This window comes from Proteus vulgaris (assembly GCF_011045815.1).
In the GTDB taxonomy this organism is placed as follows: Bacteria; Pseudomonadota; Gammaproteobacteria; order Enterobacterales; family Enterobacteriaceae; genus Proteus; species Proteus vulgaris_B.
The window spans coordinates 562,066-576,194 of sequence record NZ_CP047344.1 but is presented as its reverse complement, the minus strand read 5'-3'; the positions used below and the strand labels follow the sequence as shown (position 1 = coordinate 576,194).

Genomic DNA, 14,129 nt, shown 5'->3' with positions numbered 1-14,129 from the left:
TTTAAAATTGAGCATAATTATAAAACATCACTGGGTACAGTATGCTTTCCTCAATTTTTGTGCGTTTTAAAACAGGTTTATCCTATACTGCGATACTCTCTGCGCTGATTATGTCAGGTTGTACCCTGACGGGGCAACAAGAACAACCTCTCACTCCCGCTGCAAAAGCAGAAATGGAGATGAAACAATTTCAAAAAGTGATTGATGATGCTCAAGGGCTGGCATCTTTAGATGTTATTAGAGCCTATATTGGGTTAGAAACATTAATTACCGATCCTGAGCTACATCAGAAAAATATTGATGATACATGGCTCACACTAACCAAACTCACACCAGAACAACGCCGTGGTGTGGTTATCAAAGCAGATGAAAATACCCTGCAAGGTTGGTTAGATTTACTCAACACATATGAATACAACAAAGATGATGCGGATAAGTTATCAACTGCCGTGAGAGAATGGCAAACTCGCTATCCTCGTAACCCAGCAGCGTTAACACTCCCTGTATCATTATTACGTCTTTCACAGCCTTCTGTTAGTGCAAGTAGCCAAATCGCATTATTGTTACCTTTAACAGGGCAAGCTAAAGTATTTGGAGAGGCTATTCGCCAAGGCTTCCTTGATGCGCAGAGTGGCTTACCTCAACCTCAAGCAATGCCTGAGCCAGAATCCCCTAAAAATGATGACAGCCTTGCTTCAATCTTAGAAGAATTAGGCATCAAAAATACTGAAACACCGACAACGGATACCGCACAAGAAACAACCGAAAAAACTGAAACGACTCAAGATAAAGAAAAAGAGAGTTCTGCATTTTCAAGTAACACCACACTGCGTTTAGATCCCGTTGCACAAAATGCACGCCAAGTAATTGTTTATGATACCAATAGTCAACCTATTGATATCTTACTGAAAAAAGTACAACAAGATGGCGCTAACTTAATTGTCGGCCCTCTGCTAAAACCAGAAGTAATGAAAACTATTGAACTTCAAAGTGGCTTACCGGTATTAGCATTAAACGAGTTAGATGCAATTCCTTCTGCAACGACTGTCTGTTTCTTCTCTCTTTCACCTGAAGATGAAACCCGTAATGCAGCACAACACTTACGTCAGCAACAAAAAGCAAACCCATTAATTATTGTTCCAGATAATAAATTTGGCCAAAGAATGGCACAAACTTTTGCTGATGAATGGCAACGTACAGGTGGCGGTACAGTTTTACAACAAACCTTTAGTTCTGTTGAAAGCTTAAAAGCATCGATTAATCGCGGTGTCGGTATTCGTATGACAGGAACACCTGTTTTACCAACAGAAAATGCACCTCTGCCATTAGACTCTCAATCTATTCCATCTGCTGGTGGTGCGATTGATTCGGTTTATATCATTGCCACCAGTGATGAATTGACTTTAATTAAACCTATGATCGATATGGCGATCAGTACCCAAAAGCGCCCACCGATTTATGTTAGCTCTCGTAGCAACCAAGGTGGAACAGGCCCTGATTTCCGTATGGAAATGGATGGCATTCAATTTAGTGATATTCCATTGATGACTGGCGCTAATTTGCCGTTAATGCAAAAAGCATCAAGTAAATTTGCGAACGATTACTCATTAATGCGTCTTTATGCTATGGGAATTGATGCATGGTCATTAGCAAACAATTACAATGATCTGACAAAAGGTACATTGCATTTTAATGGTATTTCAGGCTCATTACGTGTTGAAGATAACTGTACTGTTTATAGACAACTTCCTTGGATGCAATTTAAACAAGGTAAAATTGAACCTGTTACACAGTAATAGATATACTCCGTTATCATAAAAATAAGCCGCCTTTATGGCGGTTTGTTTTATGAGTAATGAAGGAAGAAAATCATGGATGATTTTTCTAAAAGCCCTTACTTTTTAGGGCTGTACTATGAACAAAAAGCGCTAAAATACTTACGCAAACAAGGATTAATATTCATTGCGCGTAATGTCCGATATCCCTGCGGAGAAATTGATCTTATTATGCAGGAAAACAAGACATGGGTATTTGTTGAGGTTCGTTTTAGATATAACACCTTATTTGGTGATGCGATAAGCTCCATTACCTACTCTAAACGGCGTCGCTTATGGCGTACAGCAAAGTGTTGGTTAGCACAGCGCCAAGAAAGTATCGAGACATCAGACTGTCGCTTTGATGTTTGTGCATTTAATCAACGCCAGTTAATATGGTTAAAAAACATTCTCGATTATACGGAATTTATTCGTTAAATTAGATTATATAGGTCTTAACGTGCTTGATAGAATCAAAGTCTGCTTTACAGAGAGTATCCAAACTCAAATTGCAGCAGCAGAAGCATTACCTGATGCTATTTCCAGAGCCGCCATGATGATGGTTCAATCGTTATTAAACGGCCATAAAATATTAAGCTGTGGAAACGGTAGCTCAGCAGCAACAGCACAGCGATTTGCCGCAAGCATGATCCATCGTTTTGAAACAGAACGTCCAAGTTTGCCTGCATTATCGTTAAACACAGATAGCGTGGTGATGACTGCAATTATGGGGAATCAGCAACACGATGAGATCTACGCTAAACAAGTGCGCGCATTAGGACAAGCTGGAGATGTGCTACTTGCTATTTCGACACACGGTAACAGTCGAAGCATTATTAAAGCCGTTGAAGCCGCTGTAACACGAGATATGACCATTGTTGCATTAACAGGCTATGATGGCGGAGAGCTTGCAGGGTTATTAGGCCCTCAAGACGTTGAGATTCGTATTCCTTCTCAACGTACCGTCAGAATACAGGAAGTTCAGATGCTAACAGTCAATTGTCTCTGCGATTTAATTGATAATACATTATTCCCACATCAGGATGACTAAGGAGTTACTATGAAATTGCTTCCTATCACTGCAGTGCTGTGCTCTGCGCTTTTACTGCAAGGTTGCATCGGTGCCGCTGTTGTCGGCACGGCTGCAGTTGCAGGTAAAACTGCAACCGATCCTCGCTCATTAGGGCAACAAGTTGATGATGGTACATTGGAAGCGCGTGTTTCTGGTGCTCTAAATAAAAATGAACAGATCAAGAAAAGCAATTCACGTATTGTGGCGACTGCTTATCAAGGCAATATCTTATTAACAGGTCAAAGCCCTGATATGTCCGTTGCCGATACGGCAAAACAAGTCGCAAGTAAAGTTGAAGGCGTGAATAACGTCTATAATGAAGTCCGCCAAGGCGAGCCGGTGACATTAGGCACTGCATCATCAGATACATGGTTAACAACCAAAGTTCGCTCTCAAATTTTAGGCAGTGATTCAGTCAAATCCTCGTCGGTAAAAGTGATCACTGAAAATGGTGAGGTGTTCTTATTTGGTATTTTAACTCGCCAAGAAGGGGCTGCTGTTGCGAAAATAGCCAGTGAAACCAAAGGGGTAGTTAAAGTAACCACCGCATTTACTTACCTTAATTAATCCCGCATTTTGATATCGTTTTGTATTATCCTGCCAGTATCAGTCTTTGTGAATAATAACTGATACTGGCAGTGTCTCACTTAACTAAAATCGAATTGCATTAAAATAGGCTGTTAGCGTCTTAACATCCCTTTATCGATGATAAAATCAATAATAGTTTCCAAGCCTACTTTTTCTTTTAAGTTGGTGAAAACATAAGGCTTCACAGGACGCATTCTAGCAGTATCAGCTTCCATTACTTCTAATGAGGCGCCAACATAAGGAGCTAGATCGATCTTATTGATCACGAGCAGATCAGAATGAGTAATACCTGGGCCACCTTTACGTGGAATTTTTTCCCCTTCCGCCACATCAATCACATAAATGGTTAAGTCTGCAAGCTCTGGGCTAAAAGTGGCACTCAAGTTATCACCACCACTCTCCACAAAAACAATATCAAGATCCTTGTGACGTATTGCCAACTCTTCAACCGCGGCAAGATTCATCGAAGCATCTTCACGGATAGCAGTATGAGGACATCCCCCTGTTTCCACTCCGATAATACGATCGGCGTCTAATGCTTCGGCACGCGTTAAGATCTTGGCATCTTCTTGGGTATAAATATCGTTTGTAACAACCGCGATTTCATATGTATCACGCATTGCTTTACAAAGAACTTCTAACAGTGCTGTCTTGCCTGATCCAACAGGGCCGCCAACACCGATACGCAGTGGTTGATTATATTCTTGCATATAAGTTTCTCATGAACGAAAAAGTCGAGTGTATTGTGTTTCATGACGACTACTGGCAATAATTTGCGCAGGTGTAAAACTTCCAATATCTTCAGTGGGCCAATGTGCCGATTGCTCAACAATCGCAGGGATCTGCTCTGCTAATGTAAACAAAATTTTCTGTCCTGCACTTTGTCCTAATGGAATAAGTTTTACACCTGACATCACCGTATTTTCAAGCCAACCCCAAGCATAAGCACAACATAACTTTTCAGAGGAAATGTTCCATTTCACAGCCGCTAACGCAAATGCCATCAGTTGTGTCTGTTTTACACAGGCTTGTAAGGTTTCATCTAACTCAATATCTAATTGAGGAAGTAAACGAGCAAAAGCAATACCTCGTTGGCGCTCTTCTTGTCGTAATTCTTTAGTTTCACGGCTTGCGACAATAAAATCACACCAATATTTCACTTCACTCATTTTAGTTTGAGCTAAGCTTTCTTGTAATCGTCGTAATATAGGGAGCTCTAACGTTGCTAAAGTACCTGTCATTTGAGTACTTAACCAAGCCGTTAACGTTTGAGGACAACAAACCCAACCTTTTTCAATTGCCCACTCTAGCCCTTGAGAATAAGTAAACGATCCCACAGGTAAAGAAGGACTGACTAATTGATATAAGCGTAGATCTGCAAGCATCAATAGGCTCCCTTATTCAAGTAATTAATGATGATGATGGTGATCGTCATGGGTGTGGTGATGATGATGACCACCTGATGATCCACCGTAAGCGCCCGGTTCTGGCTGATACTTCTCTAAGCCAACGACGACGTTTGCGCCTAAGCCTCTCGCCATATCATCTAAAACATGATCGTGAAAATAGCGACACCAGCCAGCTTCAATTTGTAATGGAACATGACGATTGCCTAAGTGATAACAAACCCGAGCTAATAACAGTGGATCTTCGCTATACACTGTGGAAACTTGCTCTTTTGCGGCTTCAATTGTGACTAGCGTATTATCTTCTGACAGTAAAATATCGCCCTCTTTTAGCACCGTACCACGGGGCAAAAACAGCCCAGCTTCTTGCCCATCACTTAATGTGACTTTTAAACGGCTTTTGGTTCTTTCATCCATCGTTAAACACAAAGTAAGAGCCGATGTTTCTCGTGTTGCTATTTCAAGTGCTTTTTGTTGATCAATAAGTTGAGTAAATCTTTTCATTCTCTATATTCTCAATAAATCCACATCAAAAGAGGAAATAGCGTTGTGCCATCGGTAATTGTGTTGCGGGTTCACACACTAATGGCACACCATCTGCTTTCACAATATAAGTTTGTGGATCTAGCTCAATATGTGGCAAATAGCTATTGTGGATCATCGATGCTTTTGACACGCTACGACAACCCTGGACTCGACCAATTAAGCTCTTTAAGCCAAGCTTTTCAGGCACACCGGCTTCAATGCCGGCTTTTGACATAAAGATCATTGACGTTTGGTATTTTGCTTTACCTAAACAGGCATACATTGGGCGATAATGCACAGGCTGAGGCGTTGGAATAGCTGCGTTAATATCCCCCATTGGTGCATAAGCAACCATTCCACCTTTCATGATCAATGCGGGTTTCACGCCAAAGAAAGCCGGTTCCCATAAAACCAGATCAGCCAACTTCCCTTTTTCAATAGAACCCACCTCATGTGCAATACCATGCGCTAAAGCAGGATTAATAGTGTATTTCGCCACATAGCGTTTAATGCGACAATTATCACTTTCAGCGGTATCACCTTCTAATGTGCCGCGTTGTAATTTCATTTTGTGCGCACATTGCCAAGTACGAAGAATAACTTCACCTACGCGCCCCATTGCCTGTGAGTCTGACGACATAACAGAAATAGCACCCATATCATGTAAGATATCTTCCGCAGCAATAGTTTCGCGACGAATACGAGATTCAGCAAAGGCCACATCTTCAGGAATAGAAGGATCAAGGTGATGGCAAACCATTAACATGTCGAGATGTTCATCTACCGTGTTAATGGTATAAGGCATCGTTGGGTTGGTTGATGCTGGTAAAATATTTGGCTCCCCAACTGATTTAATCACATCCGGTGCATGCCCACCGCCAGCACCTTCTGTATGAAAAACATGGATCACACGGCCTGCTATCGCTTTTACCGTTTCTTCATAAAAACCACCTTCATTTAAGGTGTCAGAGTGAATAGCGACTTGCACATCCATTTCATCAGCAACATTAAGGCAATTGTGAATTGCCATTGGCGTTGCACCCCAATCTTCATGAATTTTTAGACCAATAGCCCCTGCTTCAATCTGCTCACGAACTGCTTCCGGTCTACTCACGCAACCTTTACCAAATAAGCCCACATTAATAGGCAATTCATCAACGGCTTCTAGCATGCGATGCATGTTCCAAATACCCGGCGTGACTGTGGTTGCATTCGTTCCTGCAACTGGCCCTGTGCCACCACCAATAAAAGTAGTCACACCAGAGACTAAACCTTCTTGTGCTTGTTGAGGACAGATAAAGTGAATATGGGTATCAACACCACCAGCAGTAATAATTTTACCTTCACCCGCAACCACTTCTGTGGCAGGCCCTACGATAATATCCACATTAGGTTGCACATCAGGGTTGCCTGCTTTACCGATACCCACAATACGGCCATCTTTAATACCAATATCCGCTTTTACGATACCCCAATGGTCTAAAATTATGGCGTTAGTGATAAGAACATCAACACACTCGGCATTGACAACTTGGCTTTGCCCCATGCCATCACGAATAACTTTACCGCCACCAAATTTCACCTCTTCACCATAAGTGGTGAAATCTTTTTCAATTTCAAGAAAAAGCTCTGTATCGGCTAATCGCAGACGATCGCCTGTTGTTGGGCCAAACATGTCTGCATAAGCTTGACGTGAGATAGTTTTCATTTTTTCTCACTCTCCAATTTACCCATCACTTTGCCGTGAAAACCATAAATTTCACGTTTTCCTGCAAAAGCCACTAATTCAACTGTACGGCTTTGACCGGGTTCAAAACGAACCGCCATACCTGCTGGGATATTTAAACGAAAACCCAATGTGCCTTCTCGCTCAAATTTCAGCGCATCATTTACTTCATAGAAATGATAATGGGACCCCACCTGTACGGGTCTATCACCATGATTAGCCACTTGTATTGTCTTTGTTTCTCGGCCAGCATTAAGCTCAATATCGCCTAACGTTTGGTTAACTCTAATTTCACCGGGTATCATGTTGTTACCTACACAATAGGATCATGGATAGAAACAAGTTTTGTACCATCAGGAAATGTACACTCTACTTGAATGTCTTTTATCATTTCTGGTACCCCTTCCATCACCTGCTCTGCCGTTAAAACAGTGCGTCCTTCACTCATCAACTGGGCAACGGTTTTGCCATCACGAGCACCTTCCATAATGGCACAACTAATCAATGCAACTGCTTCAGGATAATTAAGCTTAAGCCCTCTCGCTAAACGTCTTTCAGCAACAAGGCCCGCTGTAAAAAGCAGTAATTTATCTTTTTCTCTTGGTGTTAATTCCATTTCTGCTCCTAAAATTAACGATTATGTCGCCCATATACGAGGCGGCTCAGGACAATACCCTAACCAGTGTTGTCTGACGGTTTGCCAAACTTGAGCAAAACACGCCATCATCGGCTCTGTTTGTGAGCCTAATAGCCGTAAAACTAAAATTCCGTCTACATCGGTTAAACCATATTCGATAATAGGGTTATAAGAGGCTGAAAAAGCCTCAACACATTGTTGAATAAGATTTTTTAATTCATCAGTTACAGGATAAATATAAAGCGAACCCAACATGGGAAACTCACGCATTGCAGCAGCTTTATTTTGTAAGCCATTAACAAAAAGCGATTCTGTTAATGTCAGCTTTTCATCAATATAAAAATTAAAGCGCCCTTTAACATTGCCATTTTCAAACCATTCATTTAAAACCGGACGACCAAAACACTGAATTTCCCACCCAATAAATTTGGCAGTAGATGCAATATGAATATGTGTTTCTAGATGTACTCGAGCATCAGGAAAAAAGATATTCTCCTGTGGAAGCCACTCTAAAAAACCATTCGATGCGACCTTTAATGTTTGAATTTGACGAGCCTCCCCACCAGCACTACGGTAAAACTTGGTTGCACCAGGTGTGGTAAGCAATGCATGAGCTTCAGATTGAACATCAATATTGATCAGTAATTTATCACCACCGACTACCCCACCTGGAGGATGGAGTAAATAAGTGTGTGCAATACCTTGCTCAGGATAAAAAGGACGCTGAACCATTAGTGGGCCGACATGGCGTTTTTCTGTAAGACGTGTCATTCCGCGTTTTACTTCATAACGTAAAACGATTTCAGCAAGCCAACCCTTCCCTGAAAAGTCAGACATACTCACTCCTGCCAACTCGGCAAAATTATCAATAAATCAGGAAAATACGTGAATACATACAGCACTATCCATAAGATTGTGTCATTCAAAATCAAATAGAAAATAAGCTAATGAATGTTGGATAGGGTGTGGGTAAAAAGACAAACTGTGATAACCTAAAAACAGGACAATCCCCTTCGTCTGTGACGCGCGATTCTACACCTTATTACGAAAAATGCGTTTTAAATAAATAGCATTTTATTTAGAAAAAATAACACTGATTAAAATAAATGTAGAAAATGAGCGTATATCTATATTGTCATCTTTTATCAACGGGATTATATTCTGTGCGACTATCGTGCAGTTTCGCATGATGGCTCTCATTCTTAACTAGAATAATCTCTCTATTTATTCTAGATATAACTTATTCGTTTATACAATAAATGAGTTCACATTAAATATTTAAGCAACATTGATGCTTAGCTTGCCTGCGGTATATTGGAGATTATGGAATACAAACACATTCTGTCCTCTAACCAGATGTCTTTAAAAACGTTTTACATCGAAAACCCGATGATAGCGATGGTTAGTGGCGCAAAAGGTACAATTTGCATCAATGGACAAACTATTGATGTATCAACCCATTTAACTCTTATTATTCCCAAATATAGCCAAGTTTCCTGTGATATTGTTAATCAATTCACCCATAAATCGATTGAACTACATACCCTCGTTTTATGCGAAACAGAGCTTCAATCTGTCTTTTCTTTATTAAAGCCTTTAATTAAATCAAGCTCTCCACTGACAAGCCACCTTCCTGTTTATCATTTATCCACACCTGAAGTGGTAAAAAGCAACTTTGGCATACTCAAACAGTGTTTACCTCTACCTCATGGCTCTCCCTCTCAAGAAACCATGTTTATGCAACAGTGTCTGTTCTTTATTTTAATGGCGGTATATCAAGAAGGCGTCGATATTTTAAATATCTTCCGATTTAATTATGACGAACCCAAAAATCAGGCAATTACGCATTTAATCACACAAGATCCACAACGAAAATGGCATTTAGAAGATGTAGCAAAAACGCTCTTTACCACCCCATCAACACTGCGTCGTCATTTAAATAAAGAAGGGGTTTCATTTTGTCAATTGCTGTTAGATGTCAGAATGGGGATCGCCTTAAATTATCTAACATTCTCTAATTATTCTGTCTTTCAAATCAGCCATCGTTGTGGCTTTGGGAGTAATGCCTATTTTTGCGATGCTTTTAAACGTAAATACGGTATCACGCCATCACAATTTCGAATTCAGTCTCGTCAGGCTAATGATCCTTCTGCAATAACGAAATTGTCAGAAAAAATTGCAGAGCCAGATAGAAAAATATTTCAAACTTTATAATGTTATGACAAATCATTTTTCTTTAAAAAAGTGACTCCACCTAATAATCGCATTTGATTTAGGATCCACTGTTGCCGTTTTAAGACGTAAGCTGAAGGTTTATTAACGTGATAGATGTGAGGATTAGGTAAAACTGCAGCTAATAGGGCTGCTTCTTGTTGAGTAAGTTGTTTAGCAGGCTTTCTAAAATAATGTTGGGAGGCCTGTTCTGCACCAAAGATCCCATCACCAAACTCAACAATATTTAGATATACCGTTAAAATACGTTTTTTTGACCAGATCAGCTCAACAACGGGCGTCATGCCTGCCTCAAGCCCTTTTCTTATCCAACTACGACCATCCCATAAAAAAAGATTTTTGACCATTTGTTGAGAAATTGTCGATGCACCTCGTAATGTTTTCCCACCGTTATGATTTTTTTTGAAAACTTTCTCAATAGCATCAAAATCAAAACCCCAATGTTTGGGGAAATTTTGATCTTCAGAAGCAATAACCGCCAAATACATCGCTGGTGCTATCTCTTTTTCACCAACCCAAGTGGAATGAGACATATAAGAGAAATCAAACTCACTCCAAGCAGAAATTTGTCTTTGGATCATAACAGCAGAAAAAGGCACTGGTAAAAAAGAAAACAGCACAACTATTAACAGCCACAAAGCAATTAGAATAATTAATAGTTTCTTTAACTTTCTCACCAGTGTCATCTGCTGTTTTCGCCTATACATTAAGCCATTTCAAGGACTTTCTTAACCAATTTTTCAATACCCACCTGTGCTTGTGCAATAGACTGCGCAAGCATATATGCAGGAGTGGTTACTACTCGATATTCTTCATCAACAACAATGTCATCAACAGGGCAATCTATATGGATCCCTCCCATTTTTTCAATAGCACTGGCCGTCGCAATATCATTTCCTATTGTTAATTTAACTGGAGCATTTAACATTTTCGGTAACATAACGGGAGCAATACAAATTAACCCTAATGGTTTTTTCTGTTGATGCATAGCTTGAACAAACCTTAAGAGATCTTTGTTAATTTCACACTCACTCCCTTTCGTGGCAAAGTTGCATAAATTCTTCGCAGCACCAAAGCCACCAGGAATAATGACTGCATCAAAGTTTTCGGCCTTTGCATCTGATAAAGGGGATATTTTTCCACGAGAAATACGCGAAGATTCTTCCATCATATTTCTTTTTTCTGATTTTTCTTCACCTGTAATATGATTAATTACAGTTGGTTGTAAATCATTAGGTGAAAAATAATGAACTTCAGCATTATTTTGGCTTAAAGCAAGCATTGTTAGCACTGATTCATGGATTTCACTTCCATCAAACACACCACAGCCACTTAAAATTACCGCAATTGATTTCATATCTTTCTCCATTTGTAGTAGATTACTAGTTACCCATTTATAGGTGTAAACACCAATCGCCATCACATATTTAAATGTTTCTTGTAACAAAAAAACTTATCTTTGCTATTTTGTTGCTTGTATGATGTATGGAATAGTTTCATCCTATTCGCCTATGCAATGAGAATCAAAAAAAGCGGATAGAAAAGTTTCCCTGGTGTTGGCGCAGTATTCGCGCACCCCAACCTTCGGTTGGGGTTATTTTTTTCTAGCCCCTGCTAACCAGTTTCTTAAACTTTCCACATCCTTTCTCCAATCCTTCCCTAGTTCATCTACCCACTCTTGCACATTGTCCCACCAAGCAGGTAATTCCGGTGATTGGATCTGTTTAGCGAGTTGCTGTAAATGTTTTAAACCAATAGAACCCGCGGCTCCTTTGATTTTATGTCCTTCCTCAGTGATGCCCTTCTGATCACGTGCTGTCAGATTAGATTCTAGGACTGACATATAACTTGGCATCATCTTTTCAAAAACATCTAAACCATCAGTGATTAATTGAGGTCCGACAAGTTCGATGTATTGATTCAGCATGTCTATATCTAACAACTCTTCATTTTTATTCAACAATTCCGATGGCTCATTACATGGCACAGAAACCGCACCATCTCCCCAGAATTTGTTGATAATGGCGGTAAGCGTATCTACAGAAAGTGGTTTACTCAATACGTCGTTCATTCCCGCATCTAAATACTCTTTTTTATCTTTCAAAACATTTGCAGTTAATGCAATCAATGGCGGAAGTTCATTACTGTCAAATTCTTGACGTAATTTTCTTGAAATATCAAACCCTGTCATATCAGGTAATTGAATATCTAATAGCACTAAATCATATTCATCAGGCTTAAACATCGATAAAGCTTCTTGTCCGGTCATTGCTACATCAACGGTATTACCTAACTTCTCTAAAACTGAACAGGCGACAATAACGTTAAGCTCAATATCTTCAACAAGCAGAATATTTAATGCTGGCAATAAGAACTCATCATCATTCTCAATATCAAGATGTTCTTCAATCGTAGGAGCAACGATAGAGAGCGTGAAGACAGATCCCTTACCTAACTCACTCTCTACATGAATATCACCGCCCATATGCTGTGCTAGGCGTTTTGAAACGGCAAGTCCAATCCCTGTTCCTGTTGCAGAGCGTCCACCTTGACTATCATTGACTTGATAGTACATTGCGAAAATCTTCTCAAGCTCACTTTTAGGGATGCCGATACCACTGTCTTTGACTTCGAAGAACAACTTATCAGGGGCTTCTTGCCAAATGCGAACTTTGATTTCACCTTCTTGCGTAAATTTCACAGCATTACCAATGAGATTCCATAAGATCTGACGTAATCGAGTTCCGTCAGAGGTTATCTTATGTGGTAAGGTTTCCTCTGCTTCGAGTGTGAATTTCAATCCTTTTGGCTGTACTAACAACCCTGAAAGGTTTTCTAAATCAGAAATAAATTCAGTAAAATCGATTGGCTGGTTATCTAGCTGAATTTTTCGACGCTCAATCTTATCCATTTCAATCACGTCATTGAAAATATTACCTAACGTAATCGCACTCACATGGATCGTTTTTAAATAATTGAGTTGCTCTGGTGAAAGTTCGGTATCCAATAAAATACGGCTTAACCCAACAATGCCATTAAGCGGTGTACGCAATTCATGGCTGATTGTTGAGATAAAGGTAGTTTTATCACGGCTAGCGTTCTCTAACGCGTCTTGATAGCGCTTACGCTCTGTAATGTCACGTCCAAAGCCCATCAATCCATGACGCTTACCAATACGGTCATAAAACGGCACTTTGCGTAATTCAAAACAGGCTTTTCGCCCATCCGGGTAAACCAGCCACTGCTCATACGTAAGTGAGACATTGTGACGGAAAACTTTCTCATCGGTTTCCATCACTTTTATCGCAATATCTTCGTCATATACATCAAGTGGCGTTAAACCGATAAGTTGCTTCTCACTTTTACCGGTCAGTAATTCTGTTGCGCGGTTACATCCTGAAAATTCATTATCTTCATTACGGTAATAAACTAAGTCAGGAGAGGCATCAAGGAATGAACGTAACAGTGAAGATTGTTGTTCCAGTTCTATTTGCGTCAACTCACGACGCTTCATTTCACTTTTGAGTTTTTCCAAAAGTTCGAGGTGCGCTTTTTCAACTTTTTCACGCTCTTGAATTTCCAAGTTTAATTGCTCAATATTCTCTTTTAATTGAGAATTAAGCTCTAAATCACGCTGTCGCATTACACCAAGCTTATCTACCATACGAGATAAACGACGTCGTGATTCTTCCAGTTGTTCAACGACAACCGAAAGAAAATAGACAGCCCAAGGCGTAATAATCAGCCCAAAGAAAATAGAGCGAACAAGGTCAATACTGGTAACATCACCTGCAAGCAAGAATGTTACCGCCATTTGAACAACCATCGCTAAAACAACTAATGCAGAAGCTAACAACAACGAGAAGCGAATAAGCCCTAGCCTCATCATTAAGTCAACGTAGTATTGGGCAAGCCCTTTGAGCAATTTCATTGAAAACTCCAATATATTGAATCTATGGAATGATAACCCAAAAATGAATTGGCGCAGTGGCGAACATTCAGAAATCTAATTAAGAGAGGCTATTTTTCATTATTTTGTTTGATTTAACTGTTTATTTTCTCTCAACAAGCCTATCCGAGATATATGCATTCATAAAAATAATACAAAACCAAGTAACATAAACAATAG

At 39.9% G+C, this 14,129-nt stretch carries 15 protein-coding genes; 5 read left to right on the top strand and 10 right to left on the bottom strand.

Annotated features, from left to right (window positions below; translation table 11 throughout):
* The first annotated feature begins 41 nt into the window (after nt 1–41).
* The 4 genes from GTH24_RS02820 to dolP all read left to right on the top strand — a co-directional run bounded on the left by GTH24_RS02820 (nt 42) and on the right by dolP (nt 3,453).
* Nucleotides 42–1,796 (top strand): penicillin-binding protein activator, encoded by a 1,755-nt coding sequence (locus GTH24_RS02820; RefSeq protein ID WP_164525923.1) that lies wholly within the window; start codon nt 42–44, stop codon nt 1,794–1,796.
* Between the two features lie 75 nt (nt 1,797–1,871).
* Entirely contained in the window at nt 1,872–2,252 is a 381-nt protein-coding gene (locus tag GTH24_RS02815) for a YraN family protein (RefSeq protein ID WP_072069741.1), read from the top strand.
* A gap of 22 nt (nt 2,253–2,274) precedes the next feature.
* Entirely contained in the window at nt 2,275–2,865 is a 591-nt protein-coding gene (gene diaA / locus GTH24_RS02810; protein WP_004245257.1) for a DnaA initiator-associating protein DiaA, read from the top strand.
* 9 nt (nt 2,866–2,874) lie between these two features.
* Nucleotides 2,875–3,453: a division/outer membrane stress-associated lipid-binding lipoprotein gene (gene dolP, locus GTH24_RS02805; protein WP_072069742.1), complete on the top strand. Its 579-nt coding sequence runs from the start codon at nt 2,875–2,877 to the stop codon at nt 3,451–3,453.
* 113 nt (nt 3,454–3,566) lie between these two features.
* On the opposite strand, the gene ureG is transcribed toward dolP, so the two are convergent.
* From ureG to GTH24_RS02770, 7 genes are read right to left on the bottom strand one after another with little or no spacing between them, the layout of a single operon-like run.
* Nucleotides 3,567–4,184: an urease accessory protein UreG gene (ureG, locus tag GTH24_RS02800; protein WP_072069743.1), complete on the bottom strand. Its 618-nt coding sequence runs from the start codon at nt 4,182–4,184 to the stop codon at nt 3,567–3,569.
* 9 nt (nt 4,185–4,193) lie between these two features.
* Nucleotides 4,194–4,859: an urease accessory protein UreF gene (locus GTH24_RS02795; protein ID WP_072069744.1), complete on the bottom strand. Its 666-nt coding sequence runs from the start codon at nt 4,857–4,859 to the stop codon at nt 4,194–4,196.
* Nucleotides 4,860–4,883: 24 nt separating this feature from the next.
* A complete protein-coding gene (gene ureE, locus GTH24_RS02790) occupies nt 4,884–5,384 on the bottom strand; it encodes an urease accessory protein UreE (protein ID WP_072069745.1) in 501 nt (166 codons plus the stop codon).
* 25 nt (nt 5,385–5,409) lie between these two features.
* Nucleotides 5,410–7,113, bottom strand: a complete 1,704-nt coding sequence (gene ureC, locus GTH24_RS02785) for an urease subunit alpha (protein WP_164525922.1) — start codon at nt 7,111–7,113, stop codon at nt 5,410–5,412.
* Complete coding sequence (locus tag GTH24_RS02780; RefSeq protein WP_072069747.1) at nt 7,110–7,436, bottom strand: urease subunit beta; 327 nt, start codon at nt 7,434–7,436, stop codon at nt 7,110–7,112. Before GTH24_RS02780 ends, ureC begins: the two co-directional genes overlap by 4 nt.
* An 8-nt stretch (nt 7,437–7,444) precedes the next feature.
* On the bottom strand, nt 7,445–7,747 hold the full coding sequence (locus GTH24_RS02775; protein ID WP_004908484.1) for an urease subunit gamma: 303 nt from the start codon (nt 7,745–7,747) through the stop codon (nt 7,445–7,447).
* Between the two features lie 21 nt (nt 7,748–7,768).
* Nucleotides 7,769–8,605: an urease accessory protein UreD gene (locus GTH24_RS02770; protein WP_164525921.1), complete on the bottom strand. Its 837-nt coding sequence runs from the start codon at nt 8,603–8,605 to the stop codon at nt 7,769–7,771.
* A 486-nt stretch (nt 8,606–9,091) separates the two neighbouring features.
* On the opposite strand from GTH24_RS02770, the gene GTH24_RS02765 reads away from it, so the two are divergent.
* A complete protein-coding gene (locus GTH24_RS02765) occupies nt 9,092–9,982 on the top strand; it encodes an AraC family transcriptional regulator (RefSeq protein WP_072069749.1) in 891 nt (296 codons plus the stop codon).
* A gap of 2 nt (nt 9,983–9,984) precedes the next feature.
* Here GTH24_RS02765 and mtgA read toward each other — a convergent pair whose 3' ends face one another.
* The 3 genes from mtgA to arcB all read right to left on the bottom strand — a co-directional run bounded on the left by mtgA (nt 9,985) and on the right by arcB (nt 13,931).
* Nucleotides 9,985–10,686, bottom strand: coding sequence for a monofunctional biosynthetic peptidoglycan transglycosylase (gene mtgA / locus GTH24_RS02760; protein WP_164525920.1), 702 nt, complete (start codon nt 10,684–10,686; stop codon nt 9,985–9,987).
* Between the two features lie 20 nt (nt 10,687–10,706).
* Entirely contained in the window at nt 10,707–11,357 is a 651-nt protein-coding gene (elbB, locus tag GTH24_RS02755) for an isoprenoid biosynthesis glyoxalase ElbB (RefSeq protein WP_072069863.1), read from the bottom strand.
* 237 nt (nt 11,358–11,594) lie between these two features.
* Nucleotides 11,595–13,931: an aerobic respiration two-component sensor histidine kinase ArcB gene (gene arcB / locus GTH24_RS02750; RefSeq protein WP_164525919.1), complete on the bottom strand. Its 2,337-nt coding sequence runs from the start codon at nt 13,929–13,931 to the stop codon at nt 11,595–11,597.
* Nucleotides 13,932–14,129: the final 198 nt, after the last annotated feature.

Bases quoted from the DNA above. Each gene is read 5' to 3' on its own strand.
- ureE (WP_072069745.1), bottom strand. From the start codon at position 5,384: ATGAAAAGATTTACTCAACTTATTGATCAACAAAAAGCACTTGAAATA.
- ureC (WP_164525922.1), bottom strand. From the start codon at position 7,113: ATGAAAACTATCTCACGTCAAGCTTATGCAGACATGTTTGGCCCAACA.
- GTH24_RS02815 (WP_072069741.1), top strand. From the start codon at position 1,872: ATGGATGATTTTTCTAAAAGCCCTTACTTTTTAGGGCTGTACTATGAA.
- GTH24_RS02780 (WP_072069747.1), bottom strand. From the start codon at position 7,436: ATGATACCCGGTGAAATTAGAGTTAACCAAACGTTAGGCGATATTGAG.
- mtgA (WP_164525920.1), bottom strand. From the start codon at position 10,686: ATGACACTGGTGAGAAAGTTAAAGAAACTATTAATTATTCTAATTGCT.
- GTH24_RS02765 (WP_072069749.1), top strand. From the start codon at position 9,092: ATGGAATACAAACACATTCTGTCCTCTAACCAGATGTCTTTAAAAACG.
- elbB (WP_072069863.1), bottom strand. From the start codon at position 11,357: ATGAAATCAATTGCGGTAATTTTAAGTGGCTGTGGTGTGTTTGATGGA.
- GTH24_RS02775 (WP_004908484.1), bottom strand. From the start codon at position 7,747: ATGGAATTAACACCAAGAGAAAAAGATAAATTACTGCTTTTTACAGCG.
- dolP (WP_072069742.1), top strand. From the start codon at position 2,875: ATGAAATTGCTTCCTATCACTGCAGTGCTGTGCTCTGCGCTTTTACTG.
- GTH24_RS02795 (WP_072069744.1), bottom strand. From the start codon at position 4,859: ATGCTTGCAGATCTACGCTTATATCAATTAGTCAGTCCTTCTTTACCT.
- ureG (WP_072069743.1), bottom strand. From the start codon at position 4,184: ATGCAAGAATATAATCAACCACTGCGTATCGGTGTTGGCGGCCCTGTT.
- arcB (WP_164525919.1), bottom strand. From the start codon at position 13,931: ATGAAATTGCTCAAAGGGCTTGCCCAATACTACGTTGACTTAATGATG.
- GTH24_RS02820 (WP_164525923.1), top strand. From the start codon at position 42: ATGCTTTCCTCAATTTTTGTGCGTTTTAAAACAGGTTTATCCTATACT.
- GTH24_RS02770 (WP_164525921.1), bottom strand. From the start codon at position 8,605: ATGTCTGACTTTTCAGGGAAGGGTTGGCTTGCTGAAATCGTTTTACGT.